The sequence below is a fragment of the Nonomuraea sp. NPDC052129 genome (assembly GCF_040680095.1).
Taxonomy (GTDB): Bacteria; Actinomycetota; Actinomycetes; order Streptosporangiales; family Streptosporangiaceae; genus Nonomuraea.
Genome location: NZ_JBFAVX010000066.1, coordinates 1 through 16943, shown reverse-complemented (window position 1 = coordinate 16943; position 16943 = coordinate 1). Strand labels below are relative to the sequence as shown.

The 16943-nt window shown below is 69.7% G+C and carries 17 protein-coding genes and 1 pseudogene; 8 read left to right on the top strand and 10 right to left on the bottom strand.

The genetic code is table 11. The features are described from left to right. From AB0L53_RS58605 to AB0L53_RS58580, 6 genes and pseudogenes are all read left to right on the top strand, one after another. Positions 1–207, top strand: a 207-nt coding sequence (locus tag AB0L53_RS58605; protein WP_364015582.1) for a BON domain-containing protein, incomplete at its 5' end; no start/stop codon positions are given. Between the two features lie 2 nt (positions 208–209). Beyond that, a complete protein-coding gene (locus AB0L53_RS58600) occupies positions 210–449 on the top strand; it encodes a CBS domain-containing protein (protein WP_364015579.1) in 240 nt (79 codons plus the stop codon). A gap of 5 nt (positions 450–454) precedes the next feature. Further along, positions 455–1177 (top strand): CBS domain-containing protein, encoded by a 723-nt coding sequence (locus AB0L53_RS58595; RefSeq protein WP_364015576.1) that lies wholly within the window; start codon positions 455–457, stop codon positions 1175–1177. Then, a pseudogene (locus tag AB0L53_RS58590) lies at positions 1174–1872 on the top strand (glycoside hydrolase family 65 protein); the annotation flags it as partial. The gene AB0L53_RS58595 and the pseudogene AB0L53_RS58590, both read left to right, overlap by 4 nt. Before the next feature lie 232 nt (positions 1873–2104). Next, entirely contained in the window at positions 2105–3136 is a 1032-nt protein-coding gene (locus AB0L53_RS58585; protein ID WP_364015573.1) for a pyridoxamine 5'-phosphate oxidase family protein, read from the top strand. A gap of 198 nt (positions 3137–3334) precedes the next feature. Next, positions 3335–3499 (top strand): hypothetical protein, encoded by a 165-nt coding sequence (locus AB0L53_RS58580; protein WP_364015570.1) that lies wholly within the window; start codon positions 3335–3337, stop codon positions 3497–3499. Here AB0L53_RS58580 and AB0L53_RS58575 read toward each other — a convergent pair. The 9 genes from AB0L53_RS58575 to AB0L53_RS58535 are packed head-to-tail and all read right to left on the bottom strand — an operon-like array spanning position 3491 to position 12394. After that, positions 3491–4195, bottom strand: a complete 705-nt coding sequence (locus AB0L53_RS58575) for an SDR family oxidoreductase (RefSeq protein ID WP_364015567.1) — start codon at positions 4193–4195, stop codon at positions 3491–3493. The two genes, AB0L53_RS58580 and AB0L53_RS58575, sit on opposite strands and share 9 nt — an antisense overlap. A 1-nt stretch (position 4196) precedes the next feature. Next, positions 4197–5426 (bottom strand): exo-alpha-sialidase, encoded by a 1230-nt coding sequence (locus AB0L53_RS58570; protein WP_364015564.1) that lies wholly within the window; start codon positions 5424–5426, stop codon positions 4197–4199. Continuing rightward, positions 5423–6259, bottom strand: a complete 837-nt coding sequence (locus tag AB0L53_RS58565) for an aldolase/citrate lyase family protein (RefSeq protein WP_364015561.1) — start codon at positions 6257–6259, stop codon at positions 5423–5425. The genes AB0L53_RS58570 and AB0L53_RS58565 overlap by 4 nt, the downstream gene beginning before the upstream one ends. Before the next feature lie 28 nt (positions 6260–6287). Beyond that, positions 6288–7247, bottom strand: a complete 960-nt coding sequence (locus tag AB0L53_RS58560; RefSeq protein WP_364015558.1) for an aldo/keto reductase — start codon at positions 7245–7247, stop codon at positions 6288–6290. Beyond that, on the bottom strand, positions 7244–8107 hold the full coding sequence (locus tag AB0L53_RS58555) for an ABC transporter ATP-binding protein (RefSeq protein ID WP_364015555.1): 864 nt from the start codon (positions 8105–8107) through the stop codon (positions 7244–7246). The genes AB0L53_RS58560 and AB0L53_RS58555 overlap by 4 nt, the downstream gene beginning before the upstream one ends. After that, the gene (locus AB0L53_RS58550) at positions 8104–8973 is read right to left on the bottom strand and encodes an ABC transporter ATP-binding protein (protein WP_364015552.1); all 870 of its coding nucleotides are present in this window, start codon (positions 8971–8973) and stop codon (positions 8104–8106) included. Before AB0L53_RS58550 ends, AB0L53_RS58555 begins: the two co-directional genes overlap by 4 nt. Beyond that, positions 8970–9932, bottom strand: a complete 963-nt coding sequence (locus AB0L53_RS58545; RefSeq protein ID WP_364015549.1) for an ABC transporter permease — start codon at positions 9930–9932, stop codon at positions 8970–8972. The genes AB0L53_RS58550 and AB0L53_RS58545 overlap by 4 nt, the downstream gene beginning before the upstream one ends. Next, positions 9929–10864: an ABC transporter permease gene (locus AB0L53_RS58540; RefSeq protein WP_357956532.1), complete on the bottom strand. Its 936-nt coding sequence runs from the start codon at positions 10862–10864 to the stop codon at positions 9929–9931. The genes AB0L53_RS58545 and AB0L53_RS58540 overlap by 4 nt, the downstream gene beginning before the upstream one ends. A 3-nt stretch (positions 10865–10867) precedes the next feature. Beyond that, positions 10868–12394, bottom strand: coding sequence for an ABC transporter substrate-binding protein (locus AB0L53_RS58535; RefSeq protein WP_364015546.1), 1527 nt, complete (start codon positions 12392–12394; stop codon positions 10868–10870). A 358-nt stretch (positions 12395–12752) separates the two neighbouring features. Here AB0L53_RS58535 and pdxA point away from each other — a divergent pair, with 358 nt between their 5' ends. Continuing rightward, the gene (gene pdxA, locus AB0L53_RS58530; protein ID WP_364015543.1) at positions 12753–15080 is read left to right on the top strand and encodes a 4-hydroxythreonine-4-phosphate dehydrogenase PdxA; all 2328 of its coding nucleotides are present in this window, start codon (positions 12753–12755) and stop codon (positions 15078–15080) included. A gap of 37 nt (positions 15081–15117) precedes the next feature. After that, entirely contained in the window at positions 15118–15945 is an 828-nt protein-coding gene (locus tag AB0L53_RS58525) for a DeoR/GlpR family DNA-binding transcription regulator (RefSeq protein WP_364015540.1), read from the top strand. A 42-nt stretch (positions 15946–15987) separates the two neighbouring features. Here AB0L53_RS58525 and AB0L53_RS58520 read toward each other — a convergent pair whose 3' ends face one another. Then, positions 15988–16683: an MFS transporter gene (locus AB0L53_RS58520; RefSeq protein ID WP_364015537.1), complete on the bottom strand. Its 696-nt coding sequence runs from the start codon at positions 16681–16683 to the stop codon at positions 15988–15990. Positions 16684–16943 lie beyond the last annotated feature (260 nt).

The window sequence follows — 16943 nt, the reverse complement described above, 5'->3', positions numbered from 1 at the left end:
GAGGACATCCTCGACCGAGGGCTGTGGGTGGACACCTCCGCCGTCGTGGTCCAGGTACGCCACGGCGTGGTGACACTGAGCGGCCAGATGGACCGTAAGACCGAGACCGCGATCGCCGTACGGATGACCGGCCGGGTCAACGGCGTGGTCGACGTCATCGACGAGCTCACCTGGAAGCACGACGACTCCACCTGGGAGGCCAGATAGCCATGCTCGTAGGCGAGGTCATGAGCAGCCCGGCCATCACCGTCCGCCGCACCGACCCGGTACGGCAGGCCATCCGGTCGCTGCACGGCCATCACATCACCGCCGCCCCTGTCACCGACGACACCGACCACCTGGTCGGCGTCGTCAGCGAGCTCGACCTGCTGCGCGTACGGGGAGATCGGATCGCCGACGTGCCGGCCCGCACCGTGCCGGGCATCGTCCGGGTCAGGCACCTGAGGTGATCGCCATGAGAATGACCGTCCAGGACGTGATGACCACCGACGTGGCCGCCGTCAACCACCAAGCCTCCTTCCGCACCGTCGCCGACCTGCTCATCGGCAAAGCCGTCAGCGGCATGCCCGTGCTCGACGACGACGACCACGTACTCGGCGTGGTGTCCGAGGCCGACCTACTGGCCAAGGAGGAATTCAAGGAGCTCTACTACGACGACGCCTACCGGCCGCCACTACGCGCCCGCATCCGCCACGTCATGGGCAGCGAGGGCACCGGCTCCTACAAGGCGCTCGGCGAGACCGCCGGCGAACTGATGACCGCACCCGCCCACGTCACCACACCCGACTCCCCCATCGTGCTCGCCGCCCGCCTCATGGACACCCACGGCGTCAAGCGACTGCCCGTCATCGACGCCGACGGCAAACTCGTCGGCATCGTCAGCCGCCGCGACCTGCTCAAGGTCTTCCTCCGCACCGACGAGGAGATCCGGAAGCTGGTGCTGGCCGGCATCCCGACCAGCACCATGTGGACCGACCCGAGCGGGCTCGGCATCAAGGTGGCCGAAGGCGTCGTCACCCTGACCGGGGTCGTCAGCAGGCACACCGAGTCCATCGCCGCCGTCCGCATGGCCGAGAGCATCGACGGCGTCGTCGCCGTCCACGACGAGCTCACCTGGAAGCACGACGACGTCATCGAAGTCCCGATGTGGGGCGGTGCCCCCGCGAGCCCGCCATGAACCCATGGGTCCTGTCCTACGAGGGCTTCGATCCGGCTTCCGAGGGATTGCGCGAGGCGCTGTACACGCTGGGAAACGGCCGTTTCGCCACGCGCGGCGCGACCCCTGACGGTGAGCTGCGGACACCGGGCACCTACGTCGCGGGGTGCTACGACCGCCTGGACTCCACCATCGCGGGGCGGACGGTGACCAACGAGGATCTGGTCAACCTGCCCGACTGGTTGCCTGTCACCTTCGCCACCCCCGGTTCGGCGTGGTTCCGCCCTGAGCGGGCCGAACTGCTGGACTACCGCCAGGAGCTCGACATGCGCCAGGGGATCCTGCACCGGGCGCTGCGCCGGCGCGATGAGTCGGGCCGCGTCACCGCGGTACGGCAACGCCGTCTGGTGTCCATGGCCGACCCGTACCTGGCCGCGCTCGAGACCACCTTCACCGCCGAGAGCTGGTCCGGCCCGCTGCGCGTTCGCGCCACCCTGGACGGCGGGGTGACCAACAGCGGCGTGGCGCGCTACCGCGAGCTGCGTGGCGACCACCTCATCTGCCATGACACCGGCGACCGGAACGGCCTGGCCTGGCTGACCGCCACCACGCGCTCCTCCCGGATCACCGTGGCGCTCGCCTGCCGTACCGACACCGTCTCCCCCGCCCGCGAGGTGATCCGCGAAGGGGACCCGATCGCCGCCCATCACGTGCTCGACCTCGCGCGGGGCGAATCGGCCATGCTGACCAAGACTGTGGCCTTGGTGACCTCGCGCGACTACGCCGTCCACGACGCCCGCTCCGCGGCGATCCGTACCGTACGCCGGGCTCCGCGGTTCGACGAGCTGCTCGCCCGGCAGGTAACGGCCTGGGAGCGCTTGTGGCGGGACGCCCGGCTGGAGGTGGCCGACCCGGAGCTACAAGGCGGCCAAGCAGGCCGACACCCTGATGCTGTGCTACCTGCTCACCTCCGACGAGCTGATGGAGATCCTGCACCGGCTCGGCTACCCGGCCACGCCGGACCTGATCCCCCGCATGATCGGCTACTACCTCGACCGCACCAGCCACGGCTCCACCCTCAGCGCCGTCGTACACGCCTGGGTACTCTCCCGCACCGACCGGGCCCGCTCCTGGCAGTACTTCGCCGAAGCACTGGTCAGCGACATCAACGACCTCCAGCACGGCACCACCGCCGAGGGCATCCACCGCTTCCGCGGGCATCAGCTCTCCATCCACGCCGATCACCGGCAGGCCCATATCAACGGCGTAGAAAGCCTGACCTTTTCCAGCGAGCCTTTCACCAGGCGGCAAGGAGGAACCATCATGACAAGCACCGGCGACCTCGGACGTCGCATCACCCATCACCGCGTGCGACTCGGTCTGACCGTCGAACAGGTCGCCGAACGCGCGGACATGTCACCCGGCTACCTCCAATACCTGGAGGAACGCCCCGGCACACCCACCGCCGAAACCATGTACCGCCTGGCCGGAGCCCTGGAGACCACCGTCGACGACCTCCTCGGCGGAGGCATCGACCAGCCACCCGGCCGCGGCCGCGCCAAGGCGGCTCCCACGCTGGAGAGCCTGGACCCCGAAGAATGCCTCAAGCTGATCGAGCCCGGCGGCATCGGCCGGGTGGCCTTCAACGGCTCCCACGGCCCGACCGTGCTGCCCGTCAACTACAGACTCCACCACGGCTTCATCGTCTTCCGCACCGCGCCAGGCGGCCCCATGGACCAGGATCTGCGCACCGGCGTGGAAGGCGTGGAGATCAAGGTCGGGTTCGAAGTGGACCGGATCGACGACGCCCAGCGCGAGGGATGGAGCGTCCTCATACAGGGCCCCGCCCACCACATATCCCCCGGTGAACTGTCGGAGGTCACCGAATCCGACGTCACCCCGTGGGCGGGCGGCGAGCGGCACCTGTACATCCGCATCGTCCCGCACCAGATCACGGGCCGCCGCATCCACCACCTTTGACGGTCGTGCTCGCCTGTCCCAAGCCAGGAGTTCAGTCCAGCGCGGCCGTGGCCCAGCGCCGCAGCCCTTCCAGGAAGCCCGCTGATCGGTGTCCAGCTCGCCGAACGCGCGCAGCAGCGGGGCCGCCCACCCTTGACCCCGACGACGAGCAGGAATGGCGCGGCGCGCTGAGCGACTTGGGCCTGATCGGCGACTGGCATGCCCTGTTCGTCCGCCCGCTACACCGAGCTTCCCGGCAGCGTGCGGTTACGCGGCGACGCGGGGGTGAGCGAGATCGTGGCCTCGGGCCCCGCTCGGGCGCGGGGTGCCGTGGTCAGCGGGCGTGTGCCGACCCCCGGAGCGGGAGCCGGCGGTTCACAGTGACGCGCCGCCGCACATCACCAGGTGCTGCCCGGTGACCGCCCCTCCTTCCGGGCCGAGCAGGAAAGCCGTCAGCCCCGCCACCTCCTCGGGCCGGATGAACCGGCCCAGCGGCGGAACCCGTGGCGGGGTGGCGGCGCGTCCGGGGTCTCGCAGCATGGGGGTGTCGGTCGGCCCGGGGGCGACCACGTTGACGGTGATGCCACGCGGAGCCAGCTCCATGGCCCACGAACGGGACAAGCCCGCGAGCGCGGCCTTGGTCGCCGCGTACTGGCTCTTGCCCGCCGCGCCCGCCATCGTGCGGCTTCCGATCAGCACGACGCGACCACCGGGGCGGATCGCGCCGACGAGGGCGTTCACCAGGACGGTCGCCGCCTCGACGTGGACCCGCCACATGAGGGCGCCGTCCTGTGCCGACAGACCGCCGAGCGGCGCGGAGCGCTGCAGGCCGGCCGCGTGGACGACGGCGTCGACGGCGCCCACCGAGGCCGATGTGTCGGCCAACTGGTCGAGGTCGGTCAGATCGGCCTGGATCCACGAGTAGGCCGGCGTGTCCTGCTCGTACTCCGGAGGCCGGGTGCGGCTCATCCCGGTGACTCTCCAGCCCTCGGAGAGCAGGCGCGCGGCGATGGCCTGGCCGATGCCGGAGCTGGCCCCGGTCACCACCGCGTGCTGTGGCTCGTCCGCGTGTGTCGACACCTCAGAGCCCTTCGGTACGGGCGGCCCATTCGGGTCGTACCCGGACGTACTTGATGACGCGGCGGTGGTAGGTGAAGACGATGTGCAGGTCACCGTCGGCGGTTTCCTGGATGGAGGGGTAGGAGAACTCCCGGTTGAGTCCGTCACGAGAGTTGTTGGTCAGGCAGTAGCCGTCGCCGACTTCCAGATCGCGGCGGATCGGCCACGTGCGACCCCCGTCCGCGGACAGTGCGAGGGTCATGGGCGCACGCGGGGCGCCCCAGAACGCGGTCCGCTCATCGCCCCCGACGGCTGCGGACTCTTCGCCGGTCGGACTCGCCGGGGTGGCGGCGAGCCCGTCGTCGTCGATCTCGTCGTACAGGGACACCCGGCGCTCGACGGCGTCGGCCGCGCTACTGGCGTTGAACACCAGTGCCAGCCGGTCGTCGCTCAGGGTGACGTACTGGATGGAGGAATTGTTGTTGGGCAGTTCGGTGACGGCGGGAACGCTCCAGGTCTCGCCCTCGTCCGTCGACCGGCTCGCGTAGATCGCATCCGCCCAGCGGCTGCGGAACAGCGCGAGCAGCGTGCCGTCGGCCAGCAGATGGACGTTCATGTGGACGCAGCCGGTGCTCTCGGGGACGGGCTGTTCGCGCCAGGTCCGCCCCTCGTCGTCGGAGATCATGAGAGAGCTGGTGTCACGGTCGCCGACCCAGCGCTTGCCCGGTGTGGTGACGCAGTTGAAGACGGGCAGCAGCCATCGGCCGGACGGCAGCACGAGCACGGGCTGCCGGACGAAGACGCCACCGCGGCTCGTGGCGGGGAAAAGGGTACGTACGGGTCCCCAGGTGTGACCGTCGTCCCGCGAGATGCGGCAGCGGACTTCGGCGGTGTCCTGGTTGCCGGCGCGCTGGGCGGTGTACAGCAGCCACAGCTCGTCGGCGGGAGTGGGGAACAGGACAGGGTTCTGCTCGGAACGCGTCAGATCGTCGGACAGCCGCGTCGGCGTGGACCAGGCCTCCGCCCCCTTCTCCAGCCGGGAGAACCAGATGGAGATGTCAGCGACGCCTTCCTGCGTGCCGCCGAACCACACGCAGCCGAGATCGCCGTTGCCCAGCGCCATGATGTTGGCCGCGTGGTTCTGCACGGCGGGCGCGATCAGGTACGCCTCGTGGCGGTCCGGATCGGCGTCGTGTACGCGGATCACGCCATCCATGGGCAGGTCGGCGACGGCGGGCTGGGGCTCGCTCACGATTCTCCTTGGGAAGACTGGTCTCCGCGGGAAGACTGGGCTCCGCGGGAAGACTGGGCTCCGCGGGAAGACTGGGCTCGGGCGTCGGTCAGGTGGGATTTGGCCACCTGTTCGAGGTGGACGAGGTCTGAAGCGATGGACGCGAAGGTGTATCCCTCGGCCAGGCGCTTGGCGGCGCCGGCGCCGTCGGGTGTGTGTATGCCGGCGGCGATACCGGCGGACTTGGCGGCTTCGCGCACCGTGACCAGCGCGTCCTCGAACCGGGCGGCGATCGCGGGATCGCCGGGGAAGGCGGCGCCCAGGGCCAGGGCCAGATCGGACGGGCCGACGTAGACCCCATCCAGGCCGGGGGTGGCGCAGATCGCCTCGATGTTCGCCAGACCCTGGGCCGTCTCGATCATGGCTAGAACCAGCACGGTGGCGTCGCTGTCGGCGGGGCGCGGTCCGATGCGCAGCGCCGAGCGCATCGGCCCGTACGAGCGGCGCCCCTTCGGCGGATAGCGGGTCGCGGAGACGGCCGCGGCGGCGTCGTCGGCGGTGTCGATGAGCGGCACGATGACGCCCGCGGCGCCCGCGTCGAGGGCTCGGCCGATGCGGGCGGCATCGTTCGCCTCGACCCTGACCAGGCCCGCGGACACGCCGCCCGCGTCGATCGCCGTCAGGCTGTTCAGCAGACCCGAGTAGCCCAGCAGTCCGTGCTGGGCGTCCAGGCACACGTAGTCGTAGCCGAGGCGCGCGATGCGCTCAGTGGACACCGGCGAATCGAGGACGGACCAGTAGCCCAGCGCGGGTTGCCTGGCCCGGATCCTGGCGGTGAAGTCGGTGATGCTCACTGCTGGCGTTCTCCTCGGTAGTGGGCTCTCATCGGTTGTAGGCGGGCATGGGACCGCGCAGCGCCGCGCCCACGCGGTCGCAGGCTGCCACGACGTCCTCGGGTAGCGGTCCGGCCGCGGCGGTCGCGATGTTCGCGCGCAGGTGTTCGGCCTTGGAACCGCCGAGCAGGACGGCGCCCACGCCATCGCGATGCAGCAGCCACCGCAGGGACAACTCGATGAGGGACAGGCCCGCCTGCGCGGCGATCTCGCCGAGGGTGGTGACGGCCTCGAACAGCGCCCCGTTCCAGTAACGCTGCCGGTACATGGGCGCCAGCTTGGAGTCGCCGAAGCGGCCGGCGGCGGGGTCCTGCTCGAAGGTGTGACGCCCGGTGAGCAGGCCCCCGCCGAGCGGGTTGTAGACCATGGTCGTCAGGCCGGTGCTCCGCGCGAACTCCAGGTACTCTTCCTCTACCCTGCGGGCCAGGAGGTTGTACAGCTGCTGGGCGACGACCGGCCGCGGCGCGCCGACGGCGTCGGCGGTGTGGTTGATCTCCGCGATCTGCCAGGCCGCGTAGTTGGAGACGCCGAGCGCGCCGATCTTGCCCTCGGCGACGAACTCGGCGACGACGCCGAGCGTCTCGGCCGGCGGCGTACGGCGGTCGGGCTGATGCAGATAGAACAGGTCGACGTGGTCGACGTTCAGGCGGCGCAGGCTGCCTTCGAGACTCGCGCGCAACCCTCGGGCGGACAATGGAGCGTGATCGCCCGCGTCCGGATGGGGCATGCCGGCCTTGGTGGCGAGGACGATCCGGTCGCGCCGGGTGGCGAGCAGTGGTCCGAGAATGGATTCGGTCGCGCCGCCCGCGTAGGCGTTCGCGGTGTCCACACCGGTGATGCCGGACTCGAGCGCCAGGTCCAGCATGCGCTCGGCCTCTTTCGCGTCGGCCGTGTCACCGAACGTCATGGTCCCCAAGACCAACGGGGACAGTCGGACGGGTGATGTCATTGGTCGGTTCCTCGCTGAACGGGTGATGCGGGAAGCTGCGTGGTGGACGGGGCCCGCACCAGCTCGCGCGGCTTACGTCCCTGGATCGCGGTCGGATCCAGCGCGGCCCTGCGCAGGGCGCGGGTGTAGGGGTCGGCCGGTGCGGCCAGCACCTTGCGGGTCGGGCCGGACTCGACCAGCCGCCCCTTGCTCATGACGATGATCTCCTCGCTGATCTCCCTGACCACGCCGAGGTTGTGGGAGATCACGACATAGGTGAGGCCGGTCTCGGCCCGGATCTTCATCAGCAGGGCGAGGACCTGCGCCTGCACGGACACGTCCAGCGCGCTCGTCGCCTCGTCGCAGACCAGCAGGTCGGGCTTGGAGGCGAGGGCTCTGGCGATGCCGATGCGCTGGCGCTGGCCACCGGAGAACTCCGGCGGGCGGCGCTCCAAGGCCGTGGCCGGCAGGCCCACCTGGTCGATGAGCGAGGCCGCTTCCTTGGCCCGTGCGCGTTTGTCGCGCATTCCGCGCACGCGCAGCGGTTCGGCGACGATCTCCTGCGCCGACAGGTGCGGGTCGAGCGATCCGTACGGGTCCTGGAAGATCATCTGCACCCGGTTACGCATGGGCCGCAGCTGTTTCTCGCTCAGCCGGGCGATATCGGTGCCACCCACCACGATGCGCCCTGCGGTGGGCTTGACCAGCCGGACGATCGACCGGGCGATCGTGGACTTGCCGCAGCCCGACTCCCCCACGATGGCCAGAGTGCCGCCCCGCCGGACGCTGAAGCTGACGTCGTCGACCGCGCGGAACACGCCGTGGGCGACGGGGTAATCCACAACCAGGCCGTCGACCTCGAGCAACGTGTCATCGGTCATCGGGACTCTCCCAGCGCTATGGGCGCGTCCGGAGACTCGCCGTCCTCGTCCCACGGGCCGAGCCGTGGGACCGCCGCCAGCAACTTCCTGGTGTACGGGTCGCGGGGCGCGTTGACGATCTGTTCGGCCTCACCGGACTCGACGAATCGGCCGTCCTTCATGACATGGATGCGGTCCGAGACGAGCCGGGCCACACCGATGTCATGAGTGATCATGAGGATGCCGATACCGGTGTTCTCCTGCACTTCGAGCAGCAGGCCGAGGATGCCGGCCTGGACGGTGACGTCCAGGGCGGAGGTGGGTTCGTCGGCGACGAGCAGGACAGGCGATCCGGCGAGCGCGATCGCGATGAGCACGCGCTGCAGCATGCCGCCCGACAGCTGATGCGGATACTTGCCCAGCTGGGACGCAGGATCCGGGATGTGCATCCGGGCCAGCAGCTCGACGGAGCGCGAGACGGTTTCCGTCCTGGACAGGCCGCGGTGCCGCAGCCGTACGGCCTCGCGCAGCTGCTGCCCGATGGTGTGGACGGGGCTGAGCGCCGTCATCGGATCCTGCGGGATGAGGGAGACGGTACGCCCGCGTACGTCGCGCACCGCGCGCGGGTCGGCGATGACGTCGACTCCCTGGAAGCGGGCCGTGCCGGAGAGAACCGCCAGCTCCGGGGGGAGCAGCCGCAGGATCCCCATGGCCGTGGTGGACTTGCCGGATCCCGACTCGCCGATGATCGTCACGGTTTCGCCCTGGCGGATGAGGAAGCTGACGCCGTCGACGGCGCGGACGATGCCGGCCTCGGTCATCAGCTCGATCTGCAGGTCCTCGACCTCCAGCAGGGGGCGGTCGGCCTCGCCGAACTCGGCCGTCATGCTCGGCTCACCTTCCCTTCCGTCTGCGGGCCCTTGCGCCGGCGAGCGCGGTCCCGCAGGCCGTCTCCGAGCAGGTTGACACCGACGACGAGCAGCACGATGACCAGTCCGGGCAGCGTGACCAGCCACCACGACGTCGTGATGTAGTCCTGGCCGTCGGCGATGATGCGGCCCCACGTGGCGAACGGGCGCTGCGGACCGGCACCCAGATAGCTCAGCGCGCTCTCCAGCAGTACGGCCTGGGCCAGCAGCAGCAGGATCACGAGCGAGGCCTGCTTGACCACGTTGGGCAGCACGTGCCGGAGCAGGGTGGTGATGCGATGCAGGCCGAGTACCCGGGCCGCGGCCACGTACGGTTTCTCTCGCTCGACGAGCACCAGGGAACGCGTCAGGCGGGCCACCTCCGGCCACTGCGCGAAGGCGATCACGAAGGTGATGACCGGAATGGACGGGCCGAAGAGCGCGACGACGAGCAGCAGCATCAACAGCAGAGGCAGCGACAGCTGCGCTTCCAGCAGGCGGGAGACCACGGTGTCGACCCAGCCGCCGAAGAATCCGGCCGCCGCGCCGGCGATGAGGCCGATGACGCCGGACACGACGATGGCCAGCACGCCGACGGTGAGCGAGACCTGGCCGCCGTGCAGGACCCGGGAGAGCAGGTCCCTGCCGAGCTGGTCGGTTCCGAACAGGTGCCCGTCGGTCAGGGGCGGCAGGCGACGCAGGCTGAGGCTCTGCGCGTCCGGTCCGGGGATCGGCAGGAGGCCGGCCAAGGCGACGGGCAGGACGACAAGGGCCACGGCCACCGAGCCGACCCATATCTTCAGCCGCGCGCTCTTACGGCGGCGGGCCGCCGCGGATCGGGCGAGATCCTTGGCGGTCACCGCGCTGGGCCGCGCGGCGGGCGCCGCGGTGTCCCGGCTGCCGGAGCCGTCGGCGGGGCCGACTGTCGTGGCGGTCATGAGGCCACCGCCTTCCCGAGTCGTACCCGCGGGTCGAGCAGCGGGTAGGTGAGGTCGATGAGGAGCTGGACGAGCACGGTCAGGACGGCCGTGACCAGGACAGTCGCCTGGATCAGCGGGTAGTCCCTGGTCTCCAGCGCGCGCACGACGAGCGATCCGACACCTGGCCAGGCGAAGACGACCTCGACCACCACCACGCCGTTGAGCATGGCGGCGAAGCGGGTGCCGAGCGCGGTCACCACCGGGACGGCCGAGTTGCCCATGGCGTAGCGCCAGGTCAGGCCGCGTTCGGAAATGCCGCGGGCGCGGGCGATCGTCAGATAGGGGGCCGCGAACCCGGCTCCCATCTCCCGGCGCACCAGGCGGGAGATCAGCGCGATCTGCAGGATGCCGACGGTCACGGTGGGCAGGACGAGGCCGGCCCAGCTGGTGAAACCAGATGCCGGGAGCACGGGGACGAGCACGGCGAAGATGGTCAGCAGCATGATGCCGCTCCAGAACTCCGGCATGGACTGCCCGGCGATCATGGCCACGTTGGCCCCCAGCTCGCGGGCGGTGTCGGCGTGCCTGGCCATCCAGACACCGGCCGGGATGGCCACGACCGCGGCGAACAGGATGGCGGACACGGCGAGCATGATGGTGTACGGCATCCGGCTGAGGACGACGTCCAGGGCGGGGGCCTGGAAGGAGAAGGACGTGCCCAGGTTGCCGTGGAACAGGTCCTGGACGAAGATCCCGTACTGCTGTATGAGCGGTTTGTCCAGGCCGAACTGGGCGCGGATGCGGTCGAGCTCAGCCGTGGTGGCCAGCGGGCTGGCGTAGGCGGCCGCCGGATCCCCTGGTGCCAGCCGTACGAGGACGAACACCGTGGAGACGGTCAGGAAGATCGCCAGGATGCTCTGCCCGACACGCTGCGCAACATAGCGGACCACGATTCATCCATTCAGTCGCACGGATGCGAGTTCGTAGGAGTTGGTGGGACTGAGCAGCACGTTCTCCACGCGCTTGCGCCGGGCGATGACGGTCTTGGGAACGAAGGCCCACATGCAGGGCCAGGTGTTCCAGATCTCCTTCTGGGCGGTGGCGAGGATGCTCTCCCGGGCGGCCTTGTCGGTTTCCTGCGAGGCCTTCTCCAACAAGGCGGCGATCTTGGGGAACACGTAGCCCTGGTAGGTGTCCCGGGTAGCCTCCTTTTCCTTCGTGCCGGCGAACATGCCCTGCAGCGGCGTCAGCGCCAGCCCGGTCGGGCCGGGGTAGCCGTTGCCGAGGATGTCCCAGTCGCCGCCCCTTCCCTGCCGCCACTTGGAGATGTCGCCGCCCGGCTGGAACTGCTGGAGTTCGGCCTGCACGCCGACGGCCTTGAGCATCTCCACCACCGCCTCCATGACGCTCGTGTCGTTGGCGAACTCTCCGGTCTCCCAGATGATCTTGATCTTGAGATCCTTCACTCCGGCGGCCTCGAGCATCTGCTTGGCCTTCTGCGGGTCGTAGACGTATTCACCCGTCTGGACCGCGCCGGTCAGGGTGTCGGCCACCACGCCCCGAGCGGGGGAGACCGAATCGGCGAAGACGTCCTTGATCAGGGACGGACCGTTGATGGCGTAGCTCAGCGCCTCACGTACGCGCGGGTCGGCGAGCGGGTGCCCGGCGGGCTTGCGGAAGTTGTAGAAGAGCTGAGTGATCCGCGTGCTCGGCACCTGCTGCACCTCCACGTCACCCAGCCCCGACAGCTGGCTGATCGCATCGGGGGAGATCGCGTCGATCACGTCGACCTCGCCGCTGCGCAGCGCGACGACGCGGTTCGCCTCCTCCGGCAGGAACCTGACCTGTACGGTCTTGATCGCGGGCGCGGGGCCCCAGTACTTGTCGTTGACCTGCAGCGTGTACTCGCCGGTGCCCCGGTTCGCGGCGGTGACGACGTAAGGGCCCGATCCCACGCCGCCCTGGAGTTCCTCCGGTTTGTTGGCGGCGGCGGGGGTGATGAGGATGTTCGCCATCAGATAGTCGAGTGTCGGCACCGGATGCTTCGTGACGAGCTTGAAGGTGGCGGCGTCGACGGGGGTGACCGTCGGCCATTCGGGGAAGAGGCCGGCCAGGAACGATCCGGGGACCTTCTGGTACATCTCCAGCGCGGTTGCGACGTCTTCGACCGTGACCGGGCTGCCGTCGGAGTAGCGGACGCCGTCGCGCAGCTTGACCGTCCACTCGGTGGGAGCCGTCAGCTCGAACCGCTCGGCCAGGACGTGCTGAACGGTGAGCTTCGGGTCGATGAAGGTCAGCGCCTGACGGACGCCGCGCTGGACGGTGACGGCGGCGTCGAACTGGTTGAGCTTGTTGTCCAGCGACACGAGCGAGCGGTTGAGCGCCAGGGTGATGCCGGAGCCGCCGGCGGGCCCGCCGCTGGAGCCCACGCCGGGCGCGCTCCCCGGTCCCGCGCAGGCGGCGAGGGGACTCAGGGTCATGGCCGCACCTGTGAGAGCGCCGAGACGGAGAAGGCTGCGACGGGAGAACTGGGGGCCGCTTCCGGAATGAGTCACTGGGCTTCTCGCTTTCTGAACCGTCCGCAGTGGTACGCCGCTCAGCAGCGGCCGTCTGCCAGGACCGGATGTTTCCCACGTCACAACGACGTTGCTGCACCATTACACGACTGCGCATTTCGCGCAAGAGCCCTAGCGCATTTTGTGCAAGCTGTGACATCATCCAGTAAAGACGAAGGATACGTCGACGTGCCCGCCTCGCTCAGAAGCGATCGCGCATAAGGGTTAGCGAACGCCGCGAGAGCCCTTCTGACCTGTAAAGATCAATCACACCGGGGGTTCCTTGAGGCCCATTCCCAGCACGGCCGCGCACGGTGTCCTCATCGTGGCCGACGACCTGTCGGGGGCAGCCGAGTCCGCAGCACGAGTCATGATGCGCGGAACACGCACGAGGATTCTTCTCGCCCATGACGCCGTGCGCGGCGAGCGCGAACTCGCCGACATCCTGGTCGTCGACACCGACTCCCGGCACCGGCAGCCCGCCGAAGCCGCCACGGCGGTGCGTTCCACGCTCGCCCTGGCCTCAGCCGGGCGGCCGCGGCTGATCTTCAAGAAGATCGACTCTCTGCTGCGCGGCAACGTCGCGGCGGAGGTGGCCGCGCTCGCGACGCCTGGCGCCGCCGTCGTCGTCGCCCCCGCCCTGCCCAGCCTGGATCGGGTGGTACGCGACGGCGTGCTGTACGTGGCCGGTCTCGCGCTCCACGAGGTGAACGCCTGGGCGGTGGACGGCGTCCCTGCTCCGGCGTCGGTCGAGGCGGCTCTGGCGCCGTTCCCGGCCCGCGTGCTGGACCTCGCGACCGTGCGATCGGATCGCCTTGCCGATGCGATCGCCTCCTGCGCGCGGGATGCGCACATCGCGCTGTGCGACGCGGAGACGGATCAGGATCTGGACGCCGTGCTGCGCGCCGCGCTGGCCGTGCCGTCGGTGCGGCTGGTCGGATCCGGCGGGCTCGCCGACGCGCTCGGGCGTCATCTGCGGAGTCTGGACCCGGCTGCCGGGGAGCATCCGCTTGTTCCAGGGCACGGTGGCGTGGGCTGCCCGGCGCCGCTCGTCGTGGTGGGCAGTGCCGAGCCGGTCGCGGCCGAACAGGTGCGCCGGCTGACCGAGGCCGGAGCCGTGCCCGTGGCCCTGCCTCTGACAGCCCTCCTCGGCACACCCGACGGCCGCGAACTCCTCCCCCGCATTCCCCTCGGCAACCGAGCGGTCGTGGCCTACCTCGACTCCGCCGGCGTCGTTCTCCCGGCGGCCTCCCGTGACATCGCGAGCCGGCTGGCCGAGGCCGTCGCGGACGCGGTGCGCGCGTACGAGAGTCCGGTGGACCTCGTCCTGACCGGCGGCGAGACCGCCCGGCGCGTCCTGGACGCCCTCCAGGTGCGGGAACTGACCCCGGTCGGGCAGGTGCACCCGGGAGCCGTCCACTCCCGGACGGCCGACGGCCGTTCCGTGGTCACCCGCCCGGGCAGCTTCGGGGAAGCCGACTCGCTCGTCGAGATCGTCAGGGCCCTGGCCCCGCACTCCCTCGAATCTCTTAACCCCACCCTCTCTCAGAACCAAGCGAAAGGTCCCGAAGTGAGCATCAGCACTGCCGGCGTCAGCCGACAGCCTCGCACCGCGGCCACTCCGATCATCGCCGTCACCATGGGTGACGGTGCCGGTGTGGGTCCGGAAGTCATCGTCGGCGCCCTCCAAGACGCCGGCACCGCCGCACTCTGCCGTCCCGTCGTCATCGGCGATGCCGTACGGCTGCGCCAGGCGGCCGGCATCCTCGGGATCGACACCGAGATCGTCGCGATCGACACAGTGGCCGACGCCGTGTTCCAGCCGGGCCGCCTCAACGTCATCGACCTGGGGCTCCTGCCGGAGGACCTGCCCTGGGGGAAGATCTCCCCCGTGGCCGGGGCGGCCGCGTACCACTATGTTCGGGTGGCCAGCGAGCTGGCGATGGCCGGGGAGGTGCAGGCGATCTGCACGGCGCCGCTGAACAAGGAGGCCCTGCACGCGGGCGGCTACATCTTCCCCGGTCACACCGAACTCCTCGCGCACCTGACCGAGACCGGCGAGGTGTCCATGATGTTGTCCTCGCCGAAGATCCGGGTCATCCACGTCACCACGCACATCGGACTGATCGACGCCATCGCGAAGATCGAACCCGGCCTGGTGGAGCGGACCGTCCGCCGGGGTCACGAGGCGCTAAGGCGAGCCGGGATCGAGAACCCGCGCATCGGAGTGTGCGGCATCAACCCGCACGCCGGCGAGAACGGCCTGTTCGGCTACGGCGAAGAGGCCGAGAAGATCGTCCCCGCCATCGAAGTCCTGAAGGCCGACGGCATCGACGTGCAGGGGCCGCTGCCCGCCGACACGGCCTTCTTCGTCGCGGGACGCGGTGACTACGACCTCATCGTGGCGATGTACCACGACCAAGGGCACGGCCCGGTGAAGATCCTCGGCATCGAGGCCGGGGTGAACATCACCGTGGGCCTGCCCGTGATCCGCACGTCCGTGGATCACGGAACCGCCTTCGACATCGCGGGGAAGGGCATCGCTGAGGTCGGTAGCATGATCGAGGCGCTGCGGCAAGCCGCCCAGATGTCTCCCAGTCCGGCGAGCTGACCCGGGACCGTTGAACGCAAGCCGAGAAGGAGGAGCGTTGTCCAGGAACTCTGACCGTCGGCGCGCCGAGATCGTGCGCCTGGCCACCACCAGTGGTCTGGCCAGTGTCGAAGAACTGTCCTCGACGTTCGCTGTGACGCCCTCCACCATTCGCCGTGACCTGGCCCGGCTGACCACGCAAGGCCTGCTGACCCGGACCTTCGGCGGCGCGATGGCCGTCGTCGCCCACCCCGAGGACTCGGTGCGCCAGCGCGTCGGCGAGGCCTTCGAGTCCAAACACGGAATCGCCCGATGGGCGGCTCAGCAGATCGGGGCCGGCGAGTCCGTGCTGCTCGACGCCGGCTCGACCGTCGCGGCGCTGGCTCACGAGCTGCGTTCCAGCACCCAGCTCTTCATCGCCACCACGAGCTTGACCGTGCTCAAGGAGCTCGGCGACGTCGAGAGCCTCCATGTGGAGTGCCTCGGCGGCCGGCTGCGCCATCTCAGCCAGGGGTTCGTGGGCCCCACCACCGAGGCGTCTCTAGAACGGATGTCGTTCGACCGCGTCTTTCTCGGGGCTGACGGAGTCACCGCCGACCGAGGGATCTGCGAGGCCGACCTCCAGCAGACCCGGCTCAAGGAGCTCATGGCCCGCAACTCCCGTAAGACCTACGTACTGGCGCACGCGGCCAAGCTCGGGCGCGGTCCGTTCCATGCCTGGGTGCGGCTCCCCCGGCCCTGGACGCTGGTGACCGACGACACGGCCTCGGAAGACGCGCTGGCCCCGTTCTCGAGAGAGGGAGTCGAGGTGGTCGTGGTCGACGTCGAGGGCCAGGTCAGCAAGCCGAAGCCGGCCGCCGATCAGCCGAGCGCCCCGCAAGGGTGAGGGCAGCGCGGCCGATCATGCCGTCCTGACCCCGGCAACCGGTCACGATCCTTGGTGGATCCGGGCCTGATCGGCCGGTTCCGTCAGGCTCGTACGATTGGCGGCATAGGCGGTGAGGGCGCCGATCGCGCAGATGATCGCGATGCCGAACAGCGCGCACCGTGCCGCGTCGAGCATCGAGGCGCCGCCCAGGTTGACCAGGACGCCGCCCACCGCCGTACCGAACGCGATCGACAGGCTCGTCACGGTGGCGATCGCCGCCGCCGCCCGGCCGCCTTCCTCCGGATCGCGGGTGCTGGACATCGCGGCCACCGACAGATGCGGGTAGGCCAGGCCGATGCCCGCACCTGCGACGAACAGCACCGGCACCCAGACGAGCACCAGCCAGCTCGGCGTGTCCGCACGCTGCAGCAGCCCCTGAAGGAGGAGGCCGGCGGCGAGCAGCACCGGGCCGAGCACACGCAACCGGCGTACCGCCCGGTGTCCTGTCACCGACGAGCCGCCGATCTGGGTGAGCGACCAGCCGAGCGAGATCGCCGCGGCGAAGAACCCCGCGACGAGGGGTGGCAGCCCGGCCAGCCGCTGGCCGAACAGCGGCAGGAAGGACTCGACGGCGACGCCGAAGGCCAGCAGCCCCAGCGTCAGGTAGACCCACTTCAATGACAAACCCCTCTGGTATGTCGTACGCGGGAAGACCCGCAGCTCGCTGCGCCGCTCATGGACGACGAACCCGGCCATCAGCAGCAGCGCCAGCGTGATACCGGCTCACGCGCCCACCTCCACGACGAATGTGTGGATGGCGGGCTCGACGCCGCCGAGCTGTTCGTGATCGTCAGGACTCATGCCTTCAAGGCTGTCGTTGAACTGTTCCCGGAGGCTTTCCCCGCCTGTCGTCGACAGTGCTGGGGGTATCACTCTAGGTGTGGAAATGATCACCGAACGTAGACGGAAGTCTGTAAAGATCATTCACCATCTCGGGGGAAAACACGATCATGTCC